This is a genomic window from Labilibacter marinus (assembly GCF_001659685.2).
Lineage (GTDB): Bacteria > Bacteroidota > Bacteroidia > Bacteroidales > Marinilabiliaceae > Saccharicrinis > Saccharicrinis marinus.
Window position 1 is genome coordinate 68,713 of sequence record NZ_LXYE02000002.1, and the last position, 18,161, is coordinate 86,873.

The following is an 18,161-nucleotide window of genomic DNA, read 5'->3' on the forward strand; positions in this document are numbered from 1 at the left end:
GTATAAAATGACTTATAAGAGAAATATACTCATTACCGGGGGTGCTGGTTTTATTGGTTCGCATGTTGTTCGATTATTTATTAATAAATATCCGAATTACAACATTATTAACCTAGATAAACTAACCTATGCAGGTAATCTGGCTAACCTAAAAGATATAGAAGAAAAGCCTAATTATACGTTTGTCAAAGCAGATATTTGTGACTTTGAAAGGATGCAAGAAATATTCTTGCAATTCAAAATAGATGGAGTAATTCACTTAGCTGCCGAAAGTCATGTAGATCGTTCCATTAAGGATCCTTTTTCTTTTGCCCAAACCAATGTAATGGGAACATTATCTCTCCTACAAGCAGCAAAACATAGTTGGGGTGCTAATTTTAATGATAAATTGTTTTATCATGTTTCTACCGATGAGGTATATGGAAGTTTAGGGGAGCAAGGTTTCTTTACAGAAGAAACAGCTTACGACCCTCATTCTCCTTATTCTGCGTCAAAAGCTTCATCGGATCATTTTGTAAGAGCTTTTCAAGATACCTTTTGTTTGCCAACGGTAATATCCAATTGTTCTAACAATTACGGTTCTTACCAGTTCCCAGAAAAGTTGATCCCTTTGTTTATCAACAATATTTGCCAGAATAAACCATTGCCTGTTTACGGTAAAGGTGAAAATGTACGTGATTGGTTATATGTGGATGATCATGCAAGAGCTATAGATGTAATTTTTCATAAAGGCAAGCAAGGAGATACATACAATATTGGAGGATTCAACGAATGGAAGAATATCGACTTGATTAAAGTAATGATTAAAGCCGTGGATAGACTTTTAGGACGTCCAGAAGGAATTTCAGAAAAATTAATTACTTATGTTACCGATCGTGCAGGTCACGATTTACGTTATGCCATCGATTCTACTAAGTTAAAAGAAGAATTAGGGTGGGAACCATCTTTGCAATTTGAAGAAGGGATTGAAAAGACGGTTAAATGGTATTTGGAGAATGAAGAATGGCTAAATAATGTGACATCTGGAAAGTATCAAGAAAGTAATGAATAGGTGTGTCAATAATGTTTTTTATTTTAAATGAGATACTATCAAAGTAGAACGTAGTGGGACAGTCTAATAATAAAAGAATAGCTAAAAATACCATTTTTCTGTATATAAGAATGCTTTTCACCGTAGGTGTAGCTTTGTATACCTCTAGGGTCGTACTAGAAACTTTAGGCGTTGTTGATTATGGAATATATAATGTAATTGGCGGAGTTGTTGCTATGTTTGGTTTTTTAACAAATACAATGGCAACAGCATCTCAACGATTTTTAGCCTTTGATATAGGCACAAAAAATATTGAGAACCTTAAAAGGACTTTTAGTGTGACGTTTGTAATTTATCTTTTTTTCGCTGTAATAATATTATTAACTGGAGAAACTATTGGTATATGGTTTATAAAAAATAAACTTACTATTCCTCCAGATAGACTTGAAGCTACGATAATTATATATCACTTATCTTTAGTTAGTTTTATTATAGTTATTATGAGAATTCCTTATAATGCTGTAATTATTGCTTATGAAAAGATGGGGTTTTATGCATGGAGTAGTATTGTTGAAGTTGGGCTTAAATTGATTATAGTATTTGCATTAGTTTATTTTAAGTATGATAAGTTGATTTTATATTGTACACTAATGCTAATTGTTGTTTTTATTATAAGTTTACTTTATCTGTTATACTGTTTGATTCATTTCAAAGAGACAAAGATAAAGTTTTGTTGGGATTCAAAATTATTTAACTCTATGTTCGGCTTTGCTGGCTGGTCATTATTTGATGGACTGGCAAATATAGGTAAAAATGAAGGGGTTAATATTTTAATAAATATCTTTTTTAATCCTGCAATAAATGCAGCAAGAGGTATAGCTTTTCAAGTAAGTAGTCAAATAATTGGTTTTGTAACAAACTTTCAAATGGCAGCATCTCCTCAATTGACTAAGTATTATGCATCAAATGATTATGAGGGTTTAAAGAAGTTGTATTATCAAAGCTCGAGACTTTCTTATTATTTATTACTTATCATTTCGGTTCCAGTAATAATTGAGGTCGAGTTACTTTTAACTATTTGGCTAAAAAATGTACCTGAATATACAATTCTTTTTACAAGATTAATATTAGTAAATAGACTGATTGATTGTTTGACAGGCACAACCAATTCGGTAGTACAGGCTACTGGTAATATTAAGTACTATCAAATTATCAGTGGGGTAATTATGCTGCTAAATTTACCTGTTTCATTTATGTTCTTAAGTGTTGGATATCCTCCTGAAAGTACATTAGTGGTATCAATAAGCATAAGTATAGTTCTACTATTAGTTAGGTTATATATTACACAACGTATTATTGGATTAAATTTTAAAGATTATTTATATGGTATAGTATTTAAGAATTTACTAATTACTTTAATTGCAGTAGTTATTCCAGTTATTTTGTATACACAAATGGATGTTGGATACACAAGGTTCTTATTAACGACAGCTTCATCCATAGTGTCTACAGTGTTTGTTATCTATGCAATAGGGTTGTTAGATAAAGAGAAAAATTTAATAATAAGCTTTATAAATAATCATTTTCGTAAGTATCTTTCGAAGTAAGAGTCAAAATAATTGTAAATGAAGAAAGTATATACATTTCATGAGCATGGTTCTCCATCACATTTTAACGCATTGGAACATTTAACAAATAGAGAAAATATAAGTTTGTGTCATAGGGAATTCGATTATTATCGTCAGCTTGTAATGTTAGTCAAAACAAGAGGAAAAAATACTTTAAAACTATTTTTAAACTTTAAATTTCTAATATCTTTAATATTTACATCTAATAAAATAATTATTGTAGGCATAGCTCCGTATAACTTTAATTTGAAATTCTTAAGACCTTTATTGAAAAAGCATAGGGTATTCTTATTTACCTCTTATACATGCTGGGATCAATCAATAATGGCACATAGTAAATATTTCTCGAAAAATATTCTAAGTGTTTGGAGGCAGTTTATATTTAATGATACCGAACATGTCTTTGCAGTTTCAGAGAAAACGAAAAGAGAATTAATCGCAAATGGGTTCAAAGCGAAGGATCAAATAACAGTTGTTCATCATTCTTATAAAATGGAAATACAGCCATCTGAAAATAAGGAAAAAACATTAAACTTTATAACTGTGGCGAGTTTATCAGAAAGCAAAGGTATTGATGAATTGTTAAAAATATTTAAAAAATTACCCAATTGTAAACTAACAATTGTTGGCAAAGGGCCAATGGAAGGAGAAATTAAACAGGCATGTTTAGATTATATAAATATATGTTATCTCGGATATATTAAAGGGTTAGATAATTTGTTACCTGTATATAAGGAAAACTGCTTTTTGTTATTGAATTCAAAAAAGTCTAATTATTGGGAAGAATTATTTGGTATGGTTATTATTGAAGGTATGTCTTGTGGTGTAATTCCAATTACAACGAATCACTCGGGTCCAAAGGAAATTATTACAAATAATAGAAATGGTTTAATTTGTGCAGAAGGTGATATAGAAAGTGGAATTAAATATGCTATTAAAATGCAAGGGGATGAGTTTTTAGAGATGAAGAATAGTGCCATATTAAGAGGACAAGAGTTTCGAAGTAATGTTGTTTCTAGGAGATGGGAAACTATTATTAATTAATAACTTTTCTTAGTGTTTAGTATTAAATTTAATTATGCTTTTGGCGATTAGTGTATTTGATTTAGTAATAGAATTAATCTAGTTTCTAGTACTAAAAATTGTTATTTATTTTCATACTATTTTAGAATAATGGCTCAGGAATTATTGATAAATAAAAAGAATAGGACAGATAGGCTAAAACATTTTGATTTTATTAGTGGTGTTTTTATAATTCAAATAATTGTAATGCATATATTACAGTTTTCGAATAGATATTGTGATAATTCAATTTTTGATTTTGTTATGCAAATATCATTCTTTTTTATGCCTTGGTTTTATTTTAAATCTGGTTTTTTTTATACGCAACCAACAAAAATTGACTTTTATTTTATTAAAAGTAAATTTCAAAAATTACTTGTTCCATTCGCTATTTTCGGATTTATTGGGTTTTGTATTAATTTACCTTATAATATTTTAACAATAGATAGACCTTTTCTTGAAAATATTACTTCGCCAATTATTGGATTTCTAAGAGAGGGGAGTGTAGGTTTTGGTAATGCTCCACTTTGGTTTTTACTTTCATTGTTTATTGTAAATATATTATATGCTTATTTTGATATCATTAAAGCTAAATATATTATCATTATCTTTCCATTTCTAGGGTTTAGTTTGTATTATTTTAATATAAAATTACCATTGGGTCTAAGTAATTTGTTTTTAGCTACATTTTTTTTTGGAGCAGGCTCATTGGTGAGGAAATATATGTATTTAGTAAGTTATCGCATTGTAATCGTAATTAATTTGGTTTTGTATTTGTTATTGATCAGTTATGCAGCTAGCTATATTGATTTTAGATCCAATAATCTTGTTAATGGACACTATTTAGTTTACTCTTTTTCTGCCATAGTAGGTTTAATATTAGTAAGCGGTGGGTTAACTCGATTTAGTGGAGTAAGGATAGTTAATAAGATTGGAAGTAATTCATTATTATATTTTATTTTGCACTGGCCACTAATTCTAACGTGCAGATTATTATTATATCTACTTGGAATTAGCACGTTAGGATATCATTTTGCGGCTATCACATTTTTTGTAATATTCATATCAATACCTCTGTTAAGTAGCGTATCTGGTAGGGTATTAAGCTACAGGTTGTTTAGAAGTAAGTGAATACTTATTATTTTAGAATTCAAGATTGTTTTTAATGAAAAAAACGACATATATATTTATTTGTTTCCTTCTTAGTACCTGTTTTTGGAATCTATCATTTATTACTAGATTTTTAAATTTAAATAGTATACATTTTCTAACGTGGACTTGGTGTTTTTGTGCTTTTTTATTTTTTAAAAGAAGAATAATATTCAAAGAAATATATAGAAAGTATTATCAATATGTTTTTTGGATATTTCTAGGAGTGTTTATTTCAATGTTCTCGGCATATTTTTTTTGGAAGCAAGATTTTGTACAAACGTTTAAAGTTCAGAAGGGGATTTATAGTTTTGTCTTATTGTTAGCTCTCTACTATGTTCAGCCATCTGAAAAGGATATAATTACTGGATTGGAATGGATATCTATATTAACAATCATAATTTGGATAATTGTTGCTGTAAATCCTAATTTAATTTCAATAAAGGAGGAAGTTATCGAATTTGAAAGCAATACATCTAAGAGTGATTTTGGATATAATGTGCATGGAATCCATTTTGTAGTAATGCTATTTTACTATAAAACACAGAAATACATTGAAAAGTTTACTTGGAAATATTTTACTGTCGCAATGCTCCTTCTTGGATTTGTTTTTTTGTTTCAGAATAGAAGTATGCTTTTAGGTATTTTTCCAATTTTAATTTATTCTTTGATAAAATTAAAGTCAAAGCAGAAATCATTAATTATTGTTTCAATAGTTGGTTTTTTAACGTCATTTATCATTTTTTCTAAAAGTAGATGGACATTGCTTTTGGAACAATCACAAAATGAATTAGTTGATACTGACTATAATCGATGGAAATCTTTTTATTATTATATTAATGATCACTCTCCAAATTTATTTTGCAACATTTTTGGAAATGGAGTAGCTACTATCGAAAGTGATTATGGTATTTACACAAATAGTCTTGAGGGGAATGGTATATTTATTAGTGATCTTGGTATGATTGGTATGTGGAGTGATTTTGGAGTGATTCCTATAATTCTTATATATTCAGTTCTAATAAATATTCTATTCAAAAGGAAATATCCATTATACCTCAAGTTTATTAGCCTTCATGTTTTATTAATACCAACAATATTTCATTTTTGGAGCAATCCTGGAATATTCTTTTTTGTTATAATATTATATCTCTTTTCATATCATAAAGAATTACCGAAGTATTCAAAGTTAAAAGAATCGATAAAAACTTTTGAGTAAATAACTAAATGATTGCTATGAACACCAAACCACTTATATCTATTGGTATACCTACTTTTAAGTCTGATTTTTTGCATGAGGCTATAGACTCTGTTCTGTCACAAACGTATTCTAATATAGAGATAATTGTCGTAAACGATCAGTCTCCTGAAGATATTGGCTCAATTGTTAAATCATATAGTGACAGTCGTATTCGATATTTTGTAAATGATCAAAACTTAGGCAAAGAAGATTTGGTTGCAAATTGGAATAAATGTCTTTCGTATGCTAGAGGTGAGTATTTTGCACTTTTATGCGACGATGATGTATACAGTCCAAATTTTATAAAAGAGATGTATGAATTAGCTATAAAATATCCCAGTACTAATGTCTTTCGTGCCCGTGTAGAAATCGTGGATGAGAATAGTGAAATTATAGATTTTTATCCTAATCTGCCTTCATGGCAGAGTATGGCTGATTATATGTGGCATGTTTTTAACGGTTATGGATGTCAGACTGTAACAGAATTTATGTATAGACGTGAACATATAAATAGATTAGGTGGATATGTATCTTTACCTCTAGGATGGTATTCTGATTTCTTGTCAACATACATATTTTCACAAAAAGGGGGTATTGCATCTTCTAGCAATTTTCTAGTTAAGTTTAGAATGAGTGGACAAAATATTACTTCTTTAACAGATGAAAATTCAGAAAAGAAACTAATTGCTGCTAGACTATATAAAGAAGCTGTAATGCAGCTGCTCAAGAGTACTAAGGCTGAAAGTTTGACAGGAATGATAAAAAGTTTAAATAGAAAAATAAAAGAGCAGAATGAATATGTTCTGTTACATTCAAAGCTTTCTAGTTTTATTAAACTTTTTATGAGTAGAAGGGAATATGGATTAACGGCTAAGTGTTTAATCAAATCACTTATTAAAAAAGTTGTAAATTGATTAAAAAAATATTTGATACGGTAATAAAGTTGAATAGGACTTTTATTTTAAATGCTAGATACTTTGGAATAAAGTTAGCTATCTTCAACACATTACATATTATCACGTACCATTATCCTCGAACTTCAATTTGTCACTTTGTTAACAAGAATAGACATAAGTTTGTAAAAAAGTATTTGTTAAATGAGTTCAGTGAATTTCTTATAAATTTTAAGAGTTCATTACCAGATATATCGAAACAAATAGGTCGTAAATCAGAGGAGAATATTATATGGCAGTGTTGGTGGCAAGGAGAAGAGTTTCTGGAGGGGATAACAAAAGTGTGCGTTGACTCTGTTAGAAAGAATTTCAAGTCTTATAAAGTTGTTCTTATAACGAAAGATAATTATTATAAATATGTTTTTTTACCAAAACATATCATTTCCAAAATGGAAAATGGAGAAATTTCACTTACTGTATTTTCGGATATACTGAGGACTAGTCTTTTAAAACAAAATGGAGGATTATGGATTGATGTAACGGTTTATATTACTGAAAAAATTAAGGATAGATATTTAAATTTAGATTTCTTCAGTTGTAAAGAAACTTCCAAAGACAATTTTTATGTTTCGAATTATAGATGGTCAACATTCTGTTTTGGAGGCAATAAAGAGCATGTTGTATTTGACTTTATTAGTCAATTTTTCTATGAATACTGGAAAACCAAGAATATACTTATTGATTATTACTTGTTCGATTATATTATTGATATAGGGTACGATAATATAGAGTCTATTAAAGTAGCTATCGACAATGTTCCTATTACAAACCCATCTAAACATCTTCTGCAAGAATACCTAAACAAACCATACGATAGTATGCTTTTTGAGAGCTTAAAAACAAATACTATGTTTTTTAAGCTTTCAAGAAAAGCCAATTATGAGAACATATTAGAAGATGGTAAAATCTCTTTCTGGGGATACTTGATGGATAATTAATTTATGTTATTATGAAAATTATATTAGTTACTGCATATACTCCAACACCTGAAAACGTGAAAGGCCCATCAGCTATGATGTACCATTTGTTGAAGTCTAAACCTGATAATTGTAAAATGAAAACATATTCTTTAAATGTGAATAAGGTTTCTTCAGGTAAGAGTAAGTTATATGCAAATCAAATGAAATCAGAGATCTCAATAATTAAAGATTCTGCATATAATTTTTTGCATAAAAGGCATACTTTGGCGGAATTAAGGCTAGCTCTTAAAATTGATCAATCATATGGGGAGTCAAATTACTGTTTGCCTAAAAAATATATAAAAGAAATAGAGGATTATAAACCAGATATTGTTTTTTTGTATTATGGAATTTATGTTAAAATAGCAAAACAGCTTTCTAAATTTAATTTAGTCGTTTGCGGGTATGATTGTTTTCCATTGCATTATAACCGTTTATTAAAAAATTCTTTTTGTTATAAAAATGAATCTAATTATAAAGAAGCACTTAATAATTATAAAATTTCTATTTATAGAGAGTTACAATACAAAGATGTTACAGCAAGGAAGTTTTATGTAGGTATTGAAGATTGTATGTATTATAGTAAAATAACTCAGAAAACAAATTTTAAGTTTTATCCTCATCCTCATTTTGATCTTGTAGATAAGGATATTAGTCTTAATAAAAACAGATTAAATATTATCATATCTGGGAAATTTGATGAATATACATATTCAGATTCATGTGAATTGTTAGGAGCTTTATTGAAGAGTTCGGACAACTTAAAATCAAATATTTCCATTACATTTTTAGGACAAGGATGGGAAAGTATTTGCAATGAATTAATAGTAAAAGGTTACTATGTTGAGCACAAAAGATGGGTTGATGTATATGTAGATGAACTTGTAAAATATGATATACAGATCTTTCCAATTTCAGTAGGTTCAGGTACAAAGGGTAAAGTTTTAGATGCTTTAGCAGCGGGATTATTGGTAATAGGAAGTGATGTTGCATTAGAAAATATATACGTTAAACATAATCATTCGTGTCTCATATATAAGAAGGTGGTTGATGTTTGTGATATGTTGAATGATATATATATTAAAAGAACAGAATATCGACAGATTGCTGAAAATGGAAGATCACAAGTGCGTAAATGGCATAATCCAAATAGAATTTTTAATTTAATAGTAAAAAATGAAATTGAAAGGTCTGATAGTTATTCAGGAATTGGGGAATATATTGCTGTTACTTCAAAATTGGAATCAATAATTTGAAGTTATCGGGTTAAAATTATCAAATAATAGTGAATATGCAAATGTCAATTAAAGTAAGCATAATTGTACCAATTTATAAAGTCGAGAAATACATACATCGCTGTATGGAATCAATATTAAATCAAACGCTAAAGGAAACTGAAATAATATTGGTAGATGATGGTTCTCCTGATAATTGTCCAAAAATTTGTGATGAATATGCTCAGAAATATGAAAGAGTAAGGGTAATTCATAAAAAGAATGAAGGGCTTGGTTTTGCTCGTAATAGTGGGATTCAAATTGCCACAGGGGAATATGTTACTTTTATAGATTCGGATGATTATGTTAGTGAAACGATGATAGAAGAGCTTTATGAAGTTGCTTCAAATAAAAAATTAAATGCGGTTTATAGTAACTATTATAGAGTTTCAAAACAAGGGGGGATTGTAAAGGTTACGGAGACCGATTGTGATTTTATTCTCTCAGGTAAAGAAAATATTGGTGACTTTCTTTTAAATATGATTGGTTCCCCATCTGCAATTTCAGCAGATCGAAAATATAGTATGTCTGTGTGGCATGCAATTTATTCTTTATCTTTAATTCAAGAAAAAGAAATATTGTTTCCTTCGGAAAAAGAAATGATATCGGAAGATTTAATTTTTCATATTCATTTTTTAGCAAATTCTTTAAATATAGGATATATAAATAGACATCATTATTACTATTGTGAAAACGAAGATTCATTATCGAATACCTTTAGGAGAGATCGATTTGAAAGGTATATAGCGCTGCATAAAGAGGTTTGTAGGCTATTGTTAATAAATTATCCAAATTTAGAATGGCAGAACAGCATTGATCGTTGTATATTAGGATATACAAGAAGTAATATAATTAATGAAGGTATACAAAATTCATTAAATAGAAAAGAAAATATAGAGTACCTTAAAAATATTAGAGAAAACAAATACTTTGATGGAATATTAAAAAGGTATCCTTATTTTAAATTACCACTTAAATACGCCATTTTTTTCTTCCTCTTAGATTATAGATTATTACGAATTATTCGTTTCTTCCAATAGTGTTTTTTTAATATTATGATACTATCAAAAGAGGAGTTGAGAAAATATTTACTAGAGGATTCTAGACGTTTTGAAACTATACCAAGTTTAAAAGATAAAATCCTTCATAATGAAGTTTGGTATATATACAAATACCAATGTCAGCTTAGATTTGTAGAATTTTACAAAAATACAGGCAAATCAAAGTTGTTATTCTTATATCATTTTTTTAGATATAAACGTTTGGGTTTTAAATTGCGCTTTACGATTTACCCAAATACCATTGGACCAGGATTAAGAATCTTTCATACAGGAGATTTTGTACATGTGAAAAAGTGTTGTAAAATTGGCAAGAATTGCACATTGCTTCCTGGTGTTGTTATAGGTAATAAGAATATTAATGATGATGGTAGTTGGGTTACAGTAGGTGATAATTGTTATTTCGGATTGGGAGCAAAAATTTTTGGTGAAGTGAAAATTGGAAACAATGTTGTTATTGGAGCTAATTCTGTTGTAGTTAAAGATATACCTGATAACTGTGTTGTTTCTGGAATTCCCGCAGTAATCATAAAAAAGGATGGTAAAAATGTTTAATATGGATTTAATAATTAAATTATTTAAATTACCGGAATATATATATGATAGGATTTTAAGTTTTATATATAAAAGTAAAATGTGTAAAGTCGGTCAGAATGTAAGTTTAAGACCTAGTAGCTCCGTGTTCTTTGGATTGGAGAATTTATCTATTGGTAACCACGTAAGTATACCCCGTTTTGCACATATATTTTGTACTGAAGCTCCTTTGACAATTGGTAATAAAGTAATTTTTGGTCCAGCACCAACAATAGTTACGGGTAACCATAGAATTGATGTTATTGGGAAAAATATTATAGATTCTCATGATAAATTACCGGCCAATGATAAAGAGGTACTAATCGAAGACGATGTATGGGTCGGGGCAAATGTGACAGTTTTGATGGGGGCTATAATTGGGCGAGGTAGTGTAGTTGCAGCTGGGGCAGTTGTAAATAATCAATTTCCACCATATGCCATTATTGGAGGTGTACCTGCAAAGGTCTTAAAATACAGATTTACAATTGATGAAATATTAGCACATGAATGCAATTTATATGAAGCAAATAAGTGTTATTCACGTGTCGAATTAGAAGAATTAAGAGCTAAATATGCCACGAAATAACCCAAAAGTATTAATCGTTGCCACCTCCCGCAAAACACGTGGGGGTATTACTTCTGTAGTTAAAGCACACGAGCAGGGTAAACAATGGAAAAAATACCATTGTAAATGGATAGAGACACATAGGGATGGAAATGCTTTAAGAAAGATTGCATATTTTATTTTTTCCTTGAGCCAATACATGTGTTTACTTCCTAACTATGATTTGGTTCATATTCATATTGCAACAACTGGTTCTGCAAAAAGAAAGCAAGTGTTTTATTACCTTGCAAAATGGATGAATAAGAAAGTAATATTTCATTTCCATCCATCTAATGAAAAGTTTCTATTTGAATCCGCAAATCAAAAACTTTATCGCAAACTTTTTTCGAGTACCGATTTAGTACTGGTATTATCAAAACAATGGCAGGTATGGATAAAGGCAGCATTGGGATTATATAAAAATATTGAAGTCTTATATAATCCTTGTCCTATTGTAGATCGGATTGATACCAATAGGAAGAACAATATATTATTCGCGGGTACCTTGATTGAACGAAAAGGATATGGAGTACTTTTAAGAGCTTTTGCATCTATTGCTGATAAATATCCTAGTTGGAAAATTGTTTTTGCAGGTAATGGTGAAATTGAAATGGCCAAATTACTGGCAGATAAGCTTGGTATTCGTAATCAAATTGAACTTTTGGGATGGGTGTCTGGAAATGAAAAAGAAAGACAATTTCAAAGTGCATCTATTTATTGTTTGGCTAGTGATGGAGAAGGTTTTCCAATGGGTGTTCTTGATGCCTGGGCTTATGGTATTCCCTGCATAGTTACTCCTGTAGGAGGGATCCCTGATATTGTTATAGACGGGAAGAATGGGTTATTATTTCCAGTTGGAGATATAAATATATTATCCCAGCAAATTGAGGAATTAATTGATAATAAATGTTTGAGAGAACAAATGGTAATTGAGTCGGATAAGTATGTTAATGGTGAATTTAATCAAGATATCATCAATAATAAACTGGATAAGATTTATTCAAAAGTACTAAACAAATGTTAAGTATATTAATAAACGCTTACGCGTGCTCACCGATAAAAGGTTCTGAACCCGGAATGGCCTGGAACTGGATAATTAATCTTGCTCAAGATTGCAAATTATATGTTATAACAGAAGGAGAGTGGGAAAAGGAAATTGAAGATTATTTAGAGCAACATCAGTTAAAAGATCGCATACAATTCTATTATAATCCAGTTTCTGAGGAGGTTCAAACTATGTGCTGGAACCAGGGTGATTGGCGTTTCTACTATCATTACAGAAAATGGCAGAAAAGTACTCTTAATATTGCTCAAGAAATAATTAAGAAGGAAAAAGTTGATATTATTCATCAATTAAATATGGTGGGATATAGGGAGCCGGGTTTATTATGGAAAATTAATGGTATACCAAAGGTTTGGGGTCCTATTGGTGGTTTTGGTGGTGTTCCTAATAATTATTTAGCTTTGTACGGGAAAAAGGAAGCCTTAAAACAAAGTATAAAACAGTTTATTAATATGTGGCAAGTTCAACTACCATATATCAAAAAGCCAATACAACAAGTAAATGCTATAGTTGCATGTAATTCTGCAGCAAAAGAAGTTTTATCAGCCATAGTAAAAAGGGATATTCCTATTATTTCCGAGGTTGGAGCCAAGCTATTTGAAGATACCTTAATACAAAAGGATTATAGTGCTAAAACTCTTAAGGTGATCTGGGTAGGCAAAAACGATGAACGAAAGGCTTTGTCAATTGCAATTGAGGTATTTAAGCAATTATCTGATTATAATATTGAATTACATGTGTATGGTATTGATAAGAAAGAGATAGCTTCAATTGAATGTTCAGAAAATGTAACTTTTCATGGGTGGCTAGCACATGCGGAGGTGCAGGATGCACTAAATAATGCACATTTGTTGTTATTTACAAGCCTGTTTGAGGCAACAGGAACCGCTGTTTTAGAAGCAATTTCAATGGGATTACCTGTATTATGCCATAAAACCTGTGGTCAAGGAGATATCATTAATGACACATGTGGTTTTACCGTTGAAATGTTAGGAATAGCGCACAGTATCCAAGTATTTAAAGAAAAAATAATAGAACTACACAACAATAGGAAGTTATTAAAGAAGTTGTCTGAAGGAGCTTTTGATAGAGTTGAAGAAGTGTCTTGGCAAAGTAACAGCAGTAAGATGCTTGAAATATATAAAAGCTTAGTTTAGTAAGCATACATTGAATTATATTACGACTACATTATTTAAAATCAACACTACAATAAACCCATACCATGTTGGTATTGTCTATTACTGTATTTAATATGCAGGTATAATAACACTTAAAGCATAAGGGAAAGAAGAATATGATAAGGTTCGGCTTATTTTTCATTTAAAAATAAGCACCTCCCCACTCATTCTTCGCTGTATTTCTCCTTGAAAAGGAGGTGAGCTATTGGAACTAAATTGCTTTAAACCTTTATAATCTTGAAAAACTTATTTTATGTATTTATCTAACACTGATTTGTTAGGTTATCGCGTTTATGGAGGCAAGTTAGATGATTTAACTTGTTTTAATAAGGTGGTAATCAATACGCTGAATGGTCATTCTTACACTGTAGCCAAAAAGGATAAACAGTTTAGGGAAGCCTTAAAGAAGTCTGATATTTTGTTGCCTGATGGAGAAGCTGTGGTGTTTGGAGCTAAGACCCTTTTAGGTAGTAAAATACAAAAAATTGCGGGTTACGATATGTTTACCCACTTACTAAAAGAATTAAATGTTAAACATGGATCTTGTTTCTTTTTAGGCGCTCAGCCTGAAACACTGGAATTAATAGACCGACGTTTACATACAGATTACTACAATGTATTGGTTGGTGCTTATTCGCCTCCTTTTGTACATGAGTTTTCTAAAGAAGAAAGCGAAGTTATGTGTAAGGTGGTGAATATGTTTCAGCCAGATGTGCTTTTTGTGGGTATGACAGCACCCAAGCAGGAGAAATGGGTACATCAGTATAAGGATGAAATAAATGTGCCTATTATTTGCTCCATTGGTGCGGTATTTGATTTTTACGCGGGTACTAAAAATAGGCCGTCAGAATGGATGATAAATAACAAACTGGAATGGTTTGGTCGTTTTGTACAGGAGCCACGACGTATGTTTCATCGTTACTTTGTGAGTACACCGGTCATTTTTATCGATATTTTCAAGAAAAAATATGGCATCAGAAAAAGACTAAAACGCAAATTATTCCCAAGCAAATATAAAATACATCAGCCAGAGCTGGGTACTTCTGCAGATTTAGACCTAAATGCACATTATAACCTTATGGAAGGCTCTTCTAAGAAGGAAGAACGAACCAAGGTTTAAGGGTTTATTGTTATAAAGGTTCAAAAAATAAGGTATAAGGGTTTAAAGATCAGGAGTAAAAGTGAAAGGTTGATAGCTATTATCCTAATAGATCATTAGTTAAATAGATTATGGGAGTAGAGTGAGTATATGATGACCTTAGGAGGTGCGGAGGTGCTGTGGTAGTATTTAGTTGTCGCTTGCGTAGAGAGGAAGTAAAAAAACACTAATGTGTGTTTTAAGCTTTGTTATGTACGCATCATCAAAAAATATAAGTTACTCACTACTGACCAATAACTAATGGCCACTAACTATTGACTAATTAACTATAACTACAGAATAATTCATAAACAAACAGATAACCAATAGGCTAAAAGCTATTCGCTAATGGCCAATATTAAATAAAAGTAATGTCACAAAAAGTAGCTTTGATAACAGGGGTAACAGGTCAAGATGGTGCATACCTGGCAGAGTATTTATTAAAAATGAACTATATCGTTCATGGTGTTAAGCGTAGAAGTTCATTATTTAATACGGATAGGATAGATCATTTATATCAAGATCCACATGTAGAAAATCGTAATTTTGTATTGCATTATGGTGATATGACCGACAGTATGAATTTAACTCGTATTGTTCAAGAGGTTCAACCTGATGAGATATACAACCTGGCAGCGATGAGTCATGTAAAAGTGAGCTTTGATACACCTGAATATACAGCCAATGCCGATGGTATTGGAACACTGCGCATACTTGAGGCCGTTAGGTTATTGGGATTATGCCAAAAAACAAAAATATATCAAGCCTCTACTTCTGAGTTGTATGGTTTGGTGCAGGAGGTTCCTCAAAAGGAAACTACGCCGTTTTATCCACGCTCGCCATATGCAGTGGCAAAAATGTATGCTTATTGGATTACAGTAAATTACCGAGAAGCTTATGATATGCATGCATCCAATGGTATTTTATTTAACCATGAGTCACCTATCCGTGGCGAAACTTTTGTTACCCGTAAAGTAACGCGTGCCATGAGTCGTATTGCTTTAGGAATGCAAGAGAGAGTATATATGGGTAACCTTAGCTCTAAAAGAGATTGGGGACATGCTAAGGATTATGTAAGAGCCATGCATGCCATCTTACAACAAGATAAACCTTCTGATTATGTAATAGCCACAGGTATAACCACTACTATTAGAGATTTTATTCGATTGGCAGCTGAAGAACTGGGGTTAAAATTAGAGTTTAGAGGAAATGATGCAGACGAAACAGCGCATATAGTGGGTGTTGATGAGTCTTTGTTTATTGAAAAGGTGGGTGAAAAATATTTGGCGCACATCAAAGCTTGTGCAAGCGAGGAAAAAGTTATTGTGAGTGTTGATCCACAATACTTCCGTCCTACTGAAGTAGAGTTGTTAATTGGAGACCCAACCAAGTCAAATACAGTATTAGATTGGACTCCTGAATACGATTTAGCAGGATTAGTTAAAGATATGATGCAGTCGGATGTAAAGCTCTTTAAAAAGGATGCTTATTTAAAAGAAGGTGGTTATAACACTTTAAATTATTTTGAATAAAAAAATGTCATGTATGGGTGGATAGGGTAATGATATAAAAGTTGTATTATAAGTAATACTTTAAGCGTTATGTGTGATGATATGACTTGTAATACAACGTCAAACTATTGCACCTGTTGATGATCGTACCCTAGAGCTGAATGTTTATGCTCTTTATTATTTACACCTATTATTATTATTATTATTATTATTTAAACCAAAACCTACTTTGTTATGATACGAGAGAGAGAAAAAGTAATAGAAAGAGGAAGTGTTATATTCCAGGCTTTGTTGAGTATGGGATGCTTCTATATAGCATGGTTAATAAATGATTTATACATAAATCCTACCCAGGGTGGACTTCGAGAGTATCAAATTATTTTTATTCTGATTTTGCCTATTTGGTATGTCCTGTTGGATCATTTAGGAATGGGCCGTATGGCACGTACTAGAATGTATTCATATATCTTTTTTGAATATTTTTCGGTGGTAGGAATTGGGAATGCCTTGTTGTTTATTGTAGCAGGAATACTGGAGATGCAAGACATTTCTCGTTGGGTGATGGTTAGTTTTATGGGCATAAATTTCTTTGTATTATTTGTATACAAGGCAATGGCTTATAAAACCATGAAGATACTTAGGGGCAGAGGATATAATTACAAACATGTTATTATTATTGCCGATAAGGATTCTATTTATTTTATTGACAGAATCATTGAAACTAAAGATTGGGGATACAAGCTTTTATTTATCGTCACCAATAGTCCTGTGGTGGAAAAGAAATATGGACATCGCTTTCAAATAATACCAGATAACGGAAGTTTACCCACCATTATTGATGAGGGTGTAGTGGATGAAGTCATGTTTTGTAAAGGGGATTTTAACCAGGATAAAATAAGAGATTTGGTAAATTTATGTGCCGAGGTAGGTGTTACCTTTAGGATGCAATCAGAACTTTTGAGTTTGGTAGGAGGACGGTCGTACATGTCGTATTTTAATCAACTTCCTTTCCTTACTTTTATGAGTACGCCTAATAACTATTTAGCTTTAAAGATGAAGAGCATAATGGATTATATAGGAGCCTTTTTAATACTCTTACTTATATCGCCAGTGTTGCTGTTTATTGCCATAAGCATTAAAATAGATGATGGAGGACCGATTTTTTTCAAGCAAGTTAGAGTGGGACAGAATGGCCGTAAGTTCTTTTGTTTAAAGTTTAGAACGATGGTCACCAATGCAGAGGATCTGAAGGATTCTTTGATGGATCAGAATGAGCAGGAAGGACCCGTTTTTAAGATGAAAGATGATCCTAGAGTCACAAAAGTAGGGCGCTTTCTACGTAAGTCATCATTGGATGAATTGCCTCAGTTTTTTAACGTACTAAAAGGCGAAATGAGTATTGTTGGTCCTCGTCCTCCTGTACCCAAAGAAGTGGAAGAGTACGAGCGTTGGCAGCGTCGTAGATTAAGTATGAAACCAGGCATTACTTGTATCTGGCAAGTATCAGGAAGAAATGATATTCCTTTTGAGCAGTGGATGAAAATGGATATGCAGTATATAGATACTTGGTCCCTAAAGCTAGATTTTATGCTATTCCTTAAAACGTTTAAGGTAATGGTGGTTAAAGATGGGCAATAATATAGCGCTTAGTCATTAGGGAATTGTCAATAGTGATTGGTGATTTGGAAAGTTGAAAGACAGCCGGGAAAACGGAATTAGGATGAGTGATTCATCGTATTTC

Annotated in this window: 16 protein-coding genes; all 16 read left to right on the forward strand. The window is 31.2% G+C overall.

What is annotated here, in order from left to right:
• The first annotated feature begins 7 nt into the window (after positions 1-7).
• The 16 genes from rfbB to A8L32_RS01885 all read left to right on the forward strand — a co-directional run bounded on the left by rfbB (position 8) and on the right by A8L32_RS01885 (position 18,058).
• Positions 8-1,051, forward strand: coding sequence for a dTDP-glucose 4,6-dehydratase (gene rfbB / locus A8L32_RS01810; RefSeq protein ID WP_066627310.1), 1,044 nt, complete (start codon positions 8-10; stop codon positions 1,049-1,051).
• A 53-nt stretch (positions 1,052-1,104) separates the two neighbouring features.
• The gene (locus A8L32_RS01815; protein ID WP_066627073.1) at positions 1,105-2,637 is read left to right on the forward strand and encodes an MATE family efflux transporter; all 1,533 of its coding nucleotides are present in this window, start codon (positions 1,105-1,107) and stop codon (positions 2,635-2,637) included.
• A gap of 18 nt (positions 2,638-2,655) precedes the next feature.
• A complete protein-coding gene (locus tag A8L32_RS01820; RefSeq protein WP_066627076.1) occupies positions 2,656-3,702 on the forward strand; it encodes a glycosyltransferase family 4 protein in 1,047 nt (348 codons plus the stop codon).
• A gap of 129 nt (positions 3,703-3,831) precedes the next feature.
• Positions 3,832-4,851 carry an acyltransferase family protein gene (locus A8L32_RS23835; protein WP_066627077.1) on the forward strand — a complete coding sequence of 340 codons (1,020 nt, stop codon included), beginning with the start codon at positions 3,832-3,834 and terminating at the stop codon, positions 4,849-4,851.
• 34 nt (positions 4,852-4,885) lie between these two features.
• Complete coding sequence (locus A8L32_RS01830) at positions 4,886-6,088, forward strand: hypothetical protein (protein ID WP_066627079.1); 1,203 nt, start codon at positions 4,886-4,888, stop codon at positions 6,086-6,088.
• Positions 6,089-6,105: 17 nt separating this feature from the next.
• Positions 6,106-7,023, forward strand: coding sequence for a glycosyltransferase family 2 protein (locus A8L32_RS01835; protein WP_158027189.1), 918 nt, complete (start codon positions 6,106-6,108; stop codon positions 7,021-7,023).
• A gap of 29 nt (positions 7,024-7,052) precedes the next feature.
• Positions 7,053-8,000, forward strand: a complete 948-nt coding sequence (locus tag A8L32_RS01840) for a capsular polysaccharide synthesis protein (RefSeq protein ID WP_262495111.1) — start codon at positions 7,053-7,055, stop codon at positions 7,998-8,000.
• Positions 8,001-8,011: 11 nt separating this feature from the next.
• Positions 8,012-9,277, forward strand: a complete 1,266-nt coding sequence (locus A8L32_RS01845) for a glycosyltransferase (RefSeq protein ID WP_066627088.1) — start codon at positions 8,012-8,014, stop codon at positions 9,275-9,277.
• Between the two features lie 41 nt (positions 9,278-9,318).
• Entirely contained in the window at positions 9,319-10,335 is a 1,017-nt protein-coding gene (locus A8L32_RS01850) for a glycosyltransferase (protein ID WP_262495112.1), read from the forward strand.
• A gap of 15 nt (positions 10,336-10,350) precedes the next feature.
• The gene (locus tag A8L32_RS01855) at positions 10,351-10,908 is read left to right on the forward strand and encodes a serine O-acetyltransferase (RefSeq protein ID WP_066627093.1); all 558 of its coding nucleotides are present in this window, start codon (positions 10,351-10,353) and stop codon (positions 10,906-10,908) included.
• 1 nt (position 10,909) lies between these two features.
• A complete protein-coding gene (locus A8L32_RS01860; RefSeq protein ID WP_083631143.1) occupies positions 10,910-11,512 on the forward strand; it encodes an acyltransferase in 603 nt (200 codons plus the stop codon).
• On the forward strand, positions 11,499-12,554 hold the full coding sequence (locus A8L32_RS01865; protein ID WP_066627102.1) for a glycosyltransferase family 4 protein: 1,056 nt from the start codon (positions 11,499-11,501) through the stop codon (positions 12,552-12,554). Before A8L32_RS01860 ends, A8L32_RS01865 begins: the two co-directional genes overlap by 14 nt.
• Positions 12,548-13,750: a glycosyltransferase family 4 protein gene (locus A8L32_RS01870; RefSeq protein ID WP_066627104.1), complete on the forward strand. Its 1,203-nt coding sequence runs from the start codon at positions 12,548-12,550 to the stop codon at positions 13,748-13,750. The genes A8L32_RS01865 and A8L32_RS01870 overlap by 7 nt, the downstream gene beginning before the upstream one ends.
• A 274-nt stretch (positions 13,751-14,024) precedes the next feature.
• Positions 14,025-14,891: a WecB/TagA/CpsF family glycosyltransferase gene (locus tag A8L32_RS01875; RefSeq protein WP_066627106.1), complete on the forward strand. Its 867-nt coding sequence runs from the start codon at positions 14,025-14,027 to the stop codon at positions 14,889-14,891.
• 389 nt (positions 14,892-15,280) lie between these two features.
• Positions 15,281-16,441, forward strand: coding sequence for a GDP-mannose 4,6-dehydratase (gmd, locus tag A8L32_RS01880; protein WP_066627108.1), 1,161 nt, complete (start codon positions 15,281-15,283; stop codon positions 16,439-16,441).
• A gap of 213 nt (positions 16,442-16,654) precedes the next feature.
• Positions 16,655-18,058 (forward strand): sugar transferase, encoded by a 1,404-nt coding sequence (locus A8L32_RS01885; RefSeq protein ID WP_066627110.1) that lies wholly within the window; start codon positions 16,655-16,657, stop codon positions 18,056-18,058.
• The last annotated feature ends 103 nt before the right edge of the window (positions 18,059-18,161 follow it).

What these genes read in the sequence shown, in the direction of transcription:
- A8L32_RS01885 (WP_066627110.1), top strand. Translation starts at nt 16,655, where the DNA reads ATGATACGAGAGAGAGAAAAAGTAATAGAAAGAGGAAGTGTTATATTC.
- A8L32_RS01835 (WP_158027189.1), top strand. Translation starts at nt 6,106, where the DNA reads ATGAACACCAAACCACTTATATCTATTGGTATACCTACTTTTAAGTCT.
- A8L32_RS01870 (WP_066627104.1), top strand. Translation starts at nt 12,548, where the DNA reads ATGTTAAGTATATTAATAAACGCTTACGCGTGCTCACCGATAAAAGGT.
- A8L32_RS01850 (WP_262495112.1), top strand. Translation starts at nt 9,319, where the DNA reads ATGTCAATTAAAGTAAGCATAATTGTACCAATTTATAAAGTCGAGAAA.
- A8L32_RS01855 (WP_066627093.1), top strand. Translation starts at nt 10,351, where the DNA reads ATGATACTATCAAAAGAGGAGTTGAGAAAATATTTACTAGAGGATTCT.
- gmd (WP_066627108.1), top strand. Translation starts at nt 15,281, where the DNA reads ATGTCACAAAAAGTAGCTTTGATAACAGGGGTAACAGGTCAAGATGGT.
- A8L32_RS01820 (WP_066627076.1), top strand. Translation starts at nt 2,656, where the DNA reads ATGAAGAAAGTATATACATTTCATGAGCATGGTTCTCCATCACATTTT.
- A8L32_RS23835 (WP_066627077.1), top strand. Translation starts at nt 3,832, where the DNA reads ATGGCTCAGGAATTATTGATAAATAAAAAGAATAGGACAGATAGGCTA.
- A8L32_RS01845 (WP_066627088.1), top strand. Translation starts at nt 8,012, where the DNA reads ATGAAAATTATATTAGTTACTGCATATACTCCAACACCTGAAAACGTG.
- A8L32_RS01875 (WP_066627106.1), top strand. Translation starts at nt 14,025, where the DNA reads ATGTATTTATCTAACACTGATTTGTTAGGTTATCGCGTTTATGGAGGC.
- rfbB (WP_066627310.1), top strand. Translation starts at nt 8, where the DNA reads ATGACTTATAAGAGAAATATACTCATTACCGGGGGTGCTGGTTTTATT.
- A8L32_RS01860 (WP_083631143.1), top strand. Translation starts at nt 10,910, where the DNA reads ATGGATTTAATAATTAAATTATTTAAATTACCGGAATATATATATGAT.
- A8L32_RS01865 (WP_066627102.1), top strand. Translation starts at nt 11,499, where the DNA reads ATGCCACGAAATAACCCAAAAGTATTAATCGTTGCCACCTCCCGCAAA.
- A8L32_RS01830 (WP_066627079.1), top strand. Translation starts at nt 4,886, where the DNA reads ATGAAAAAAACGACATATATATTTATTTGTTTCCTTCTTAGTACCTGT.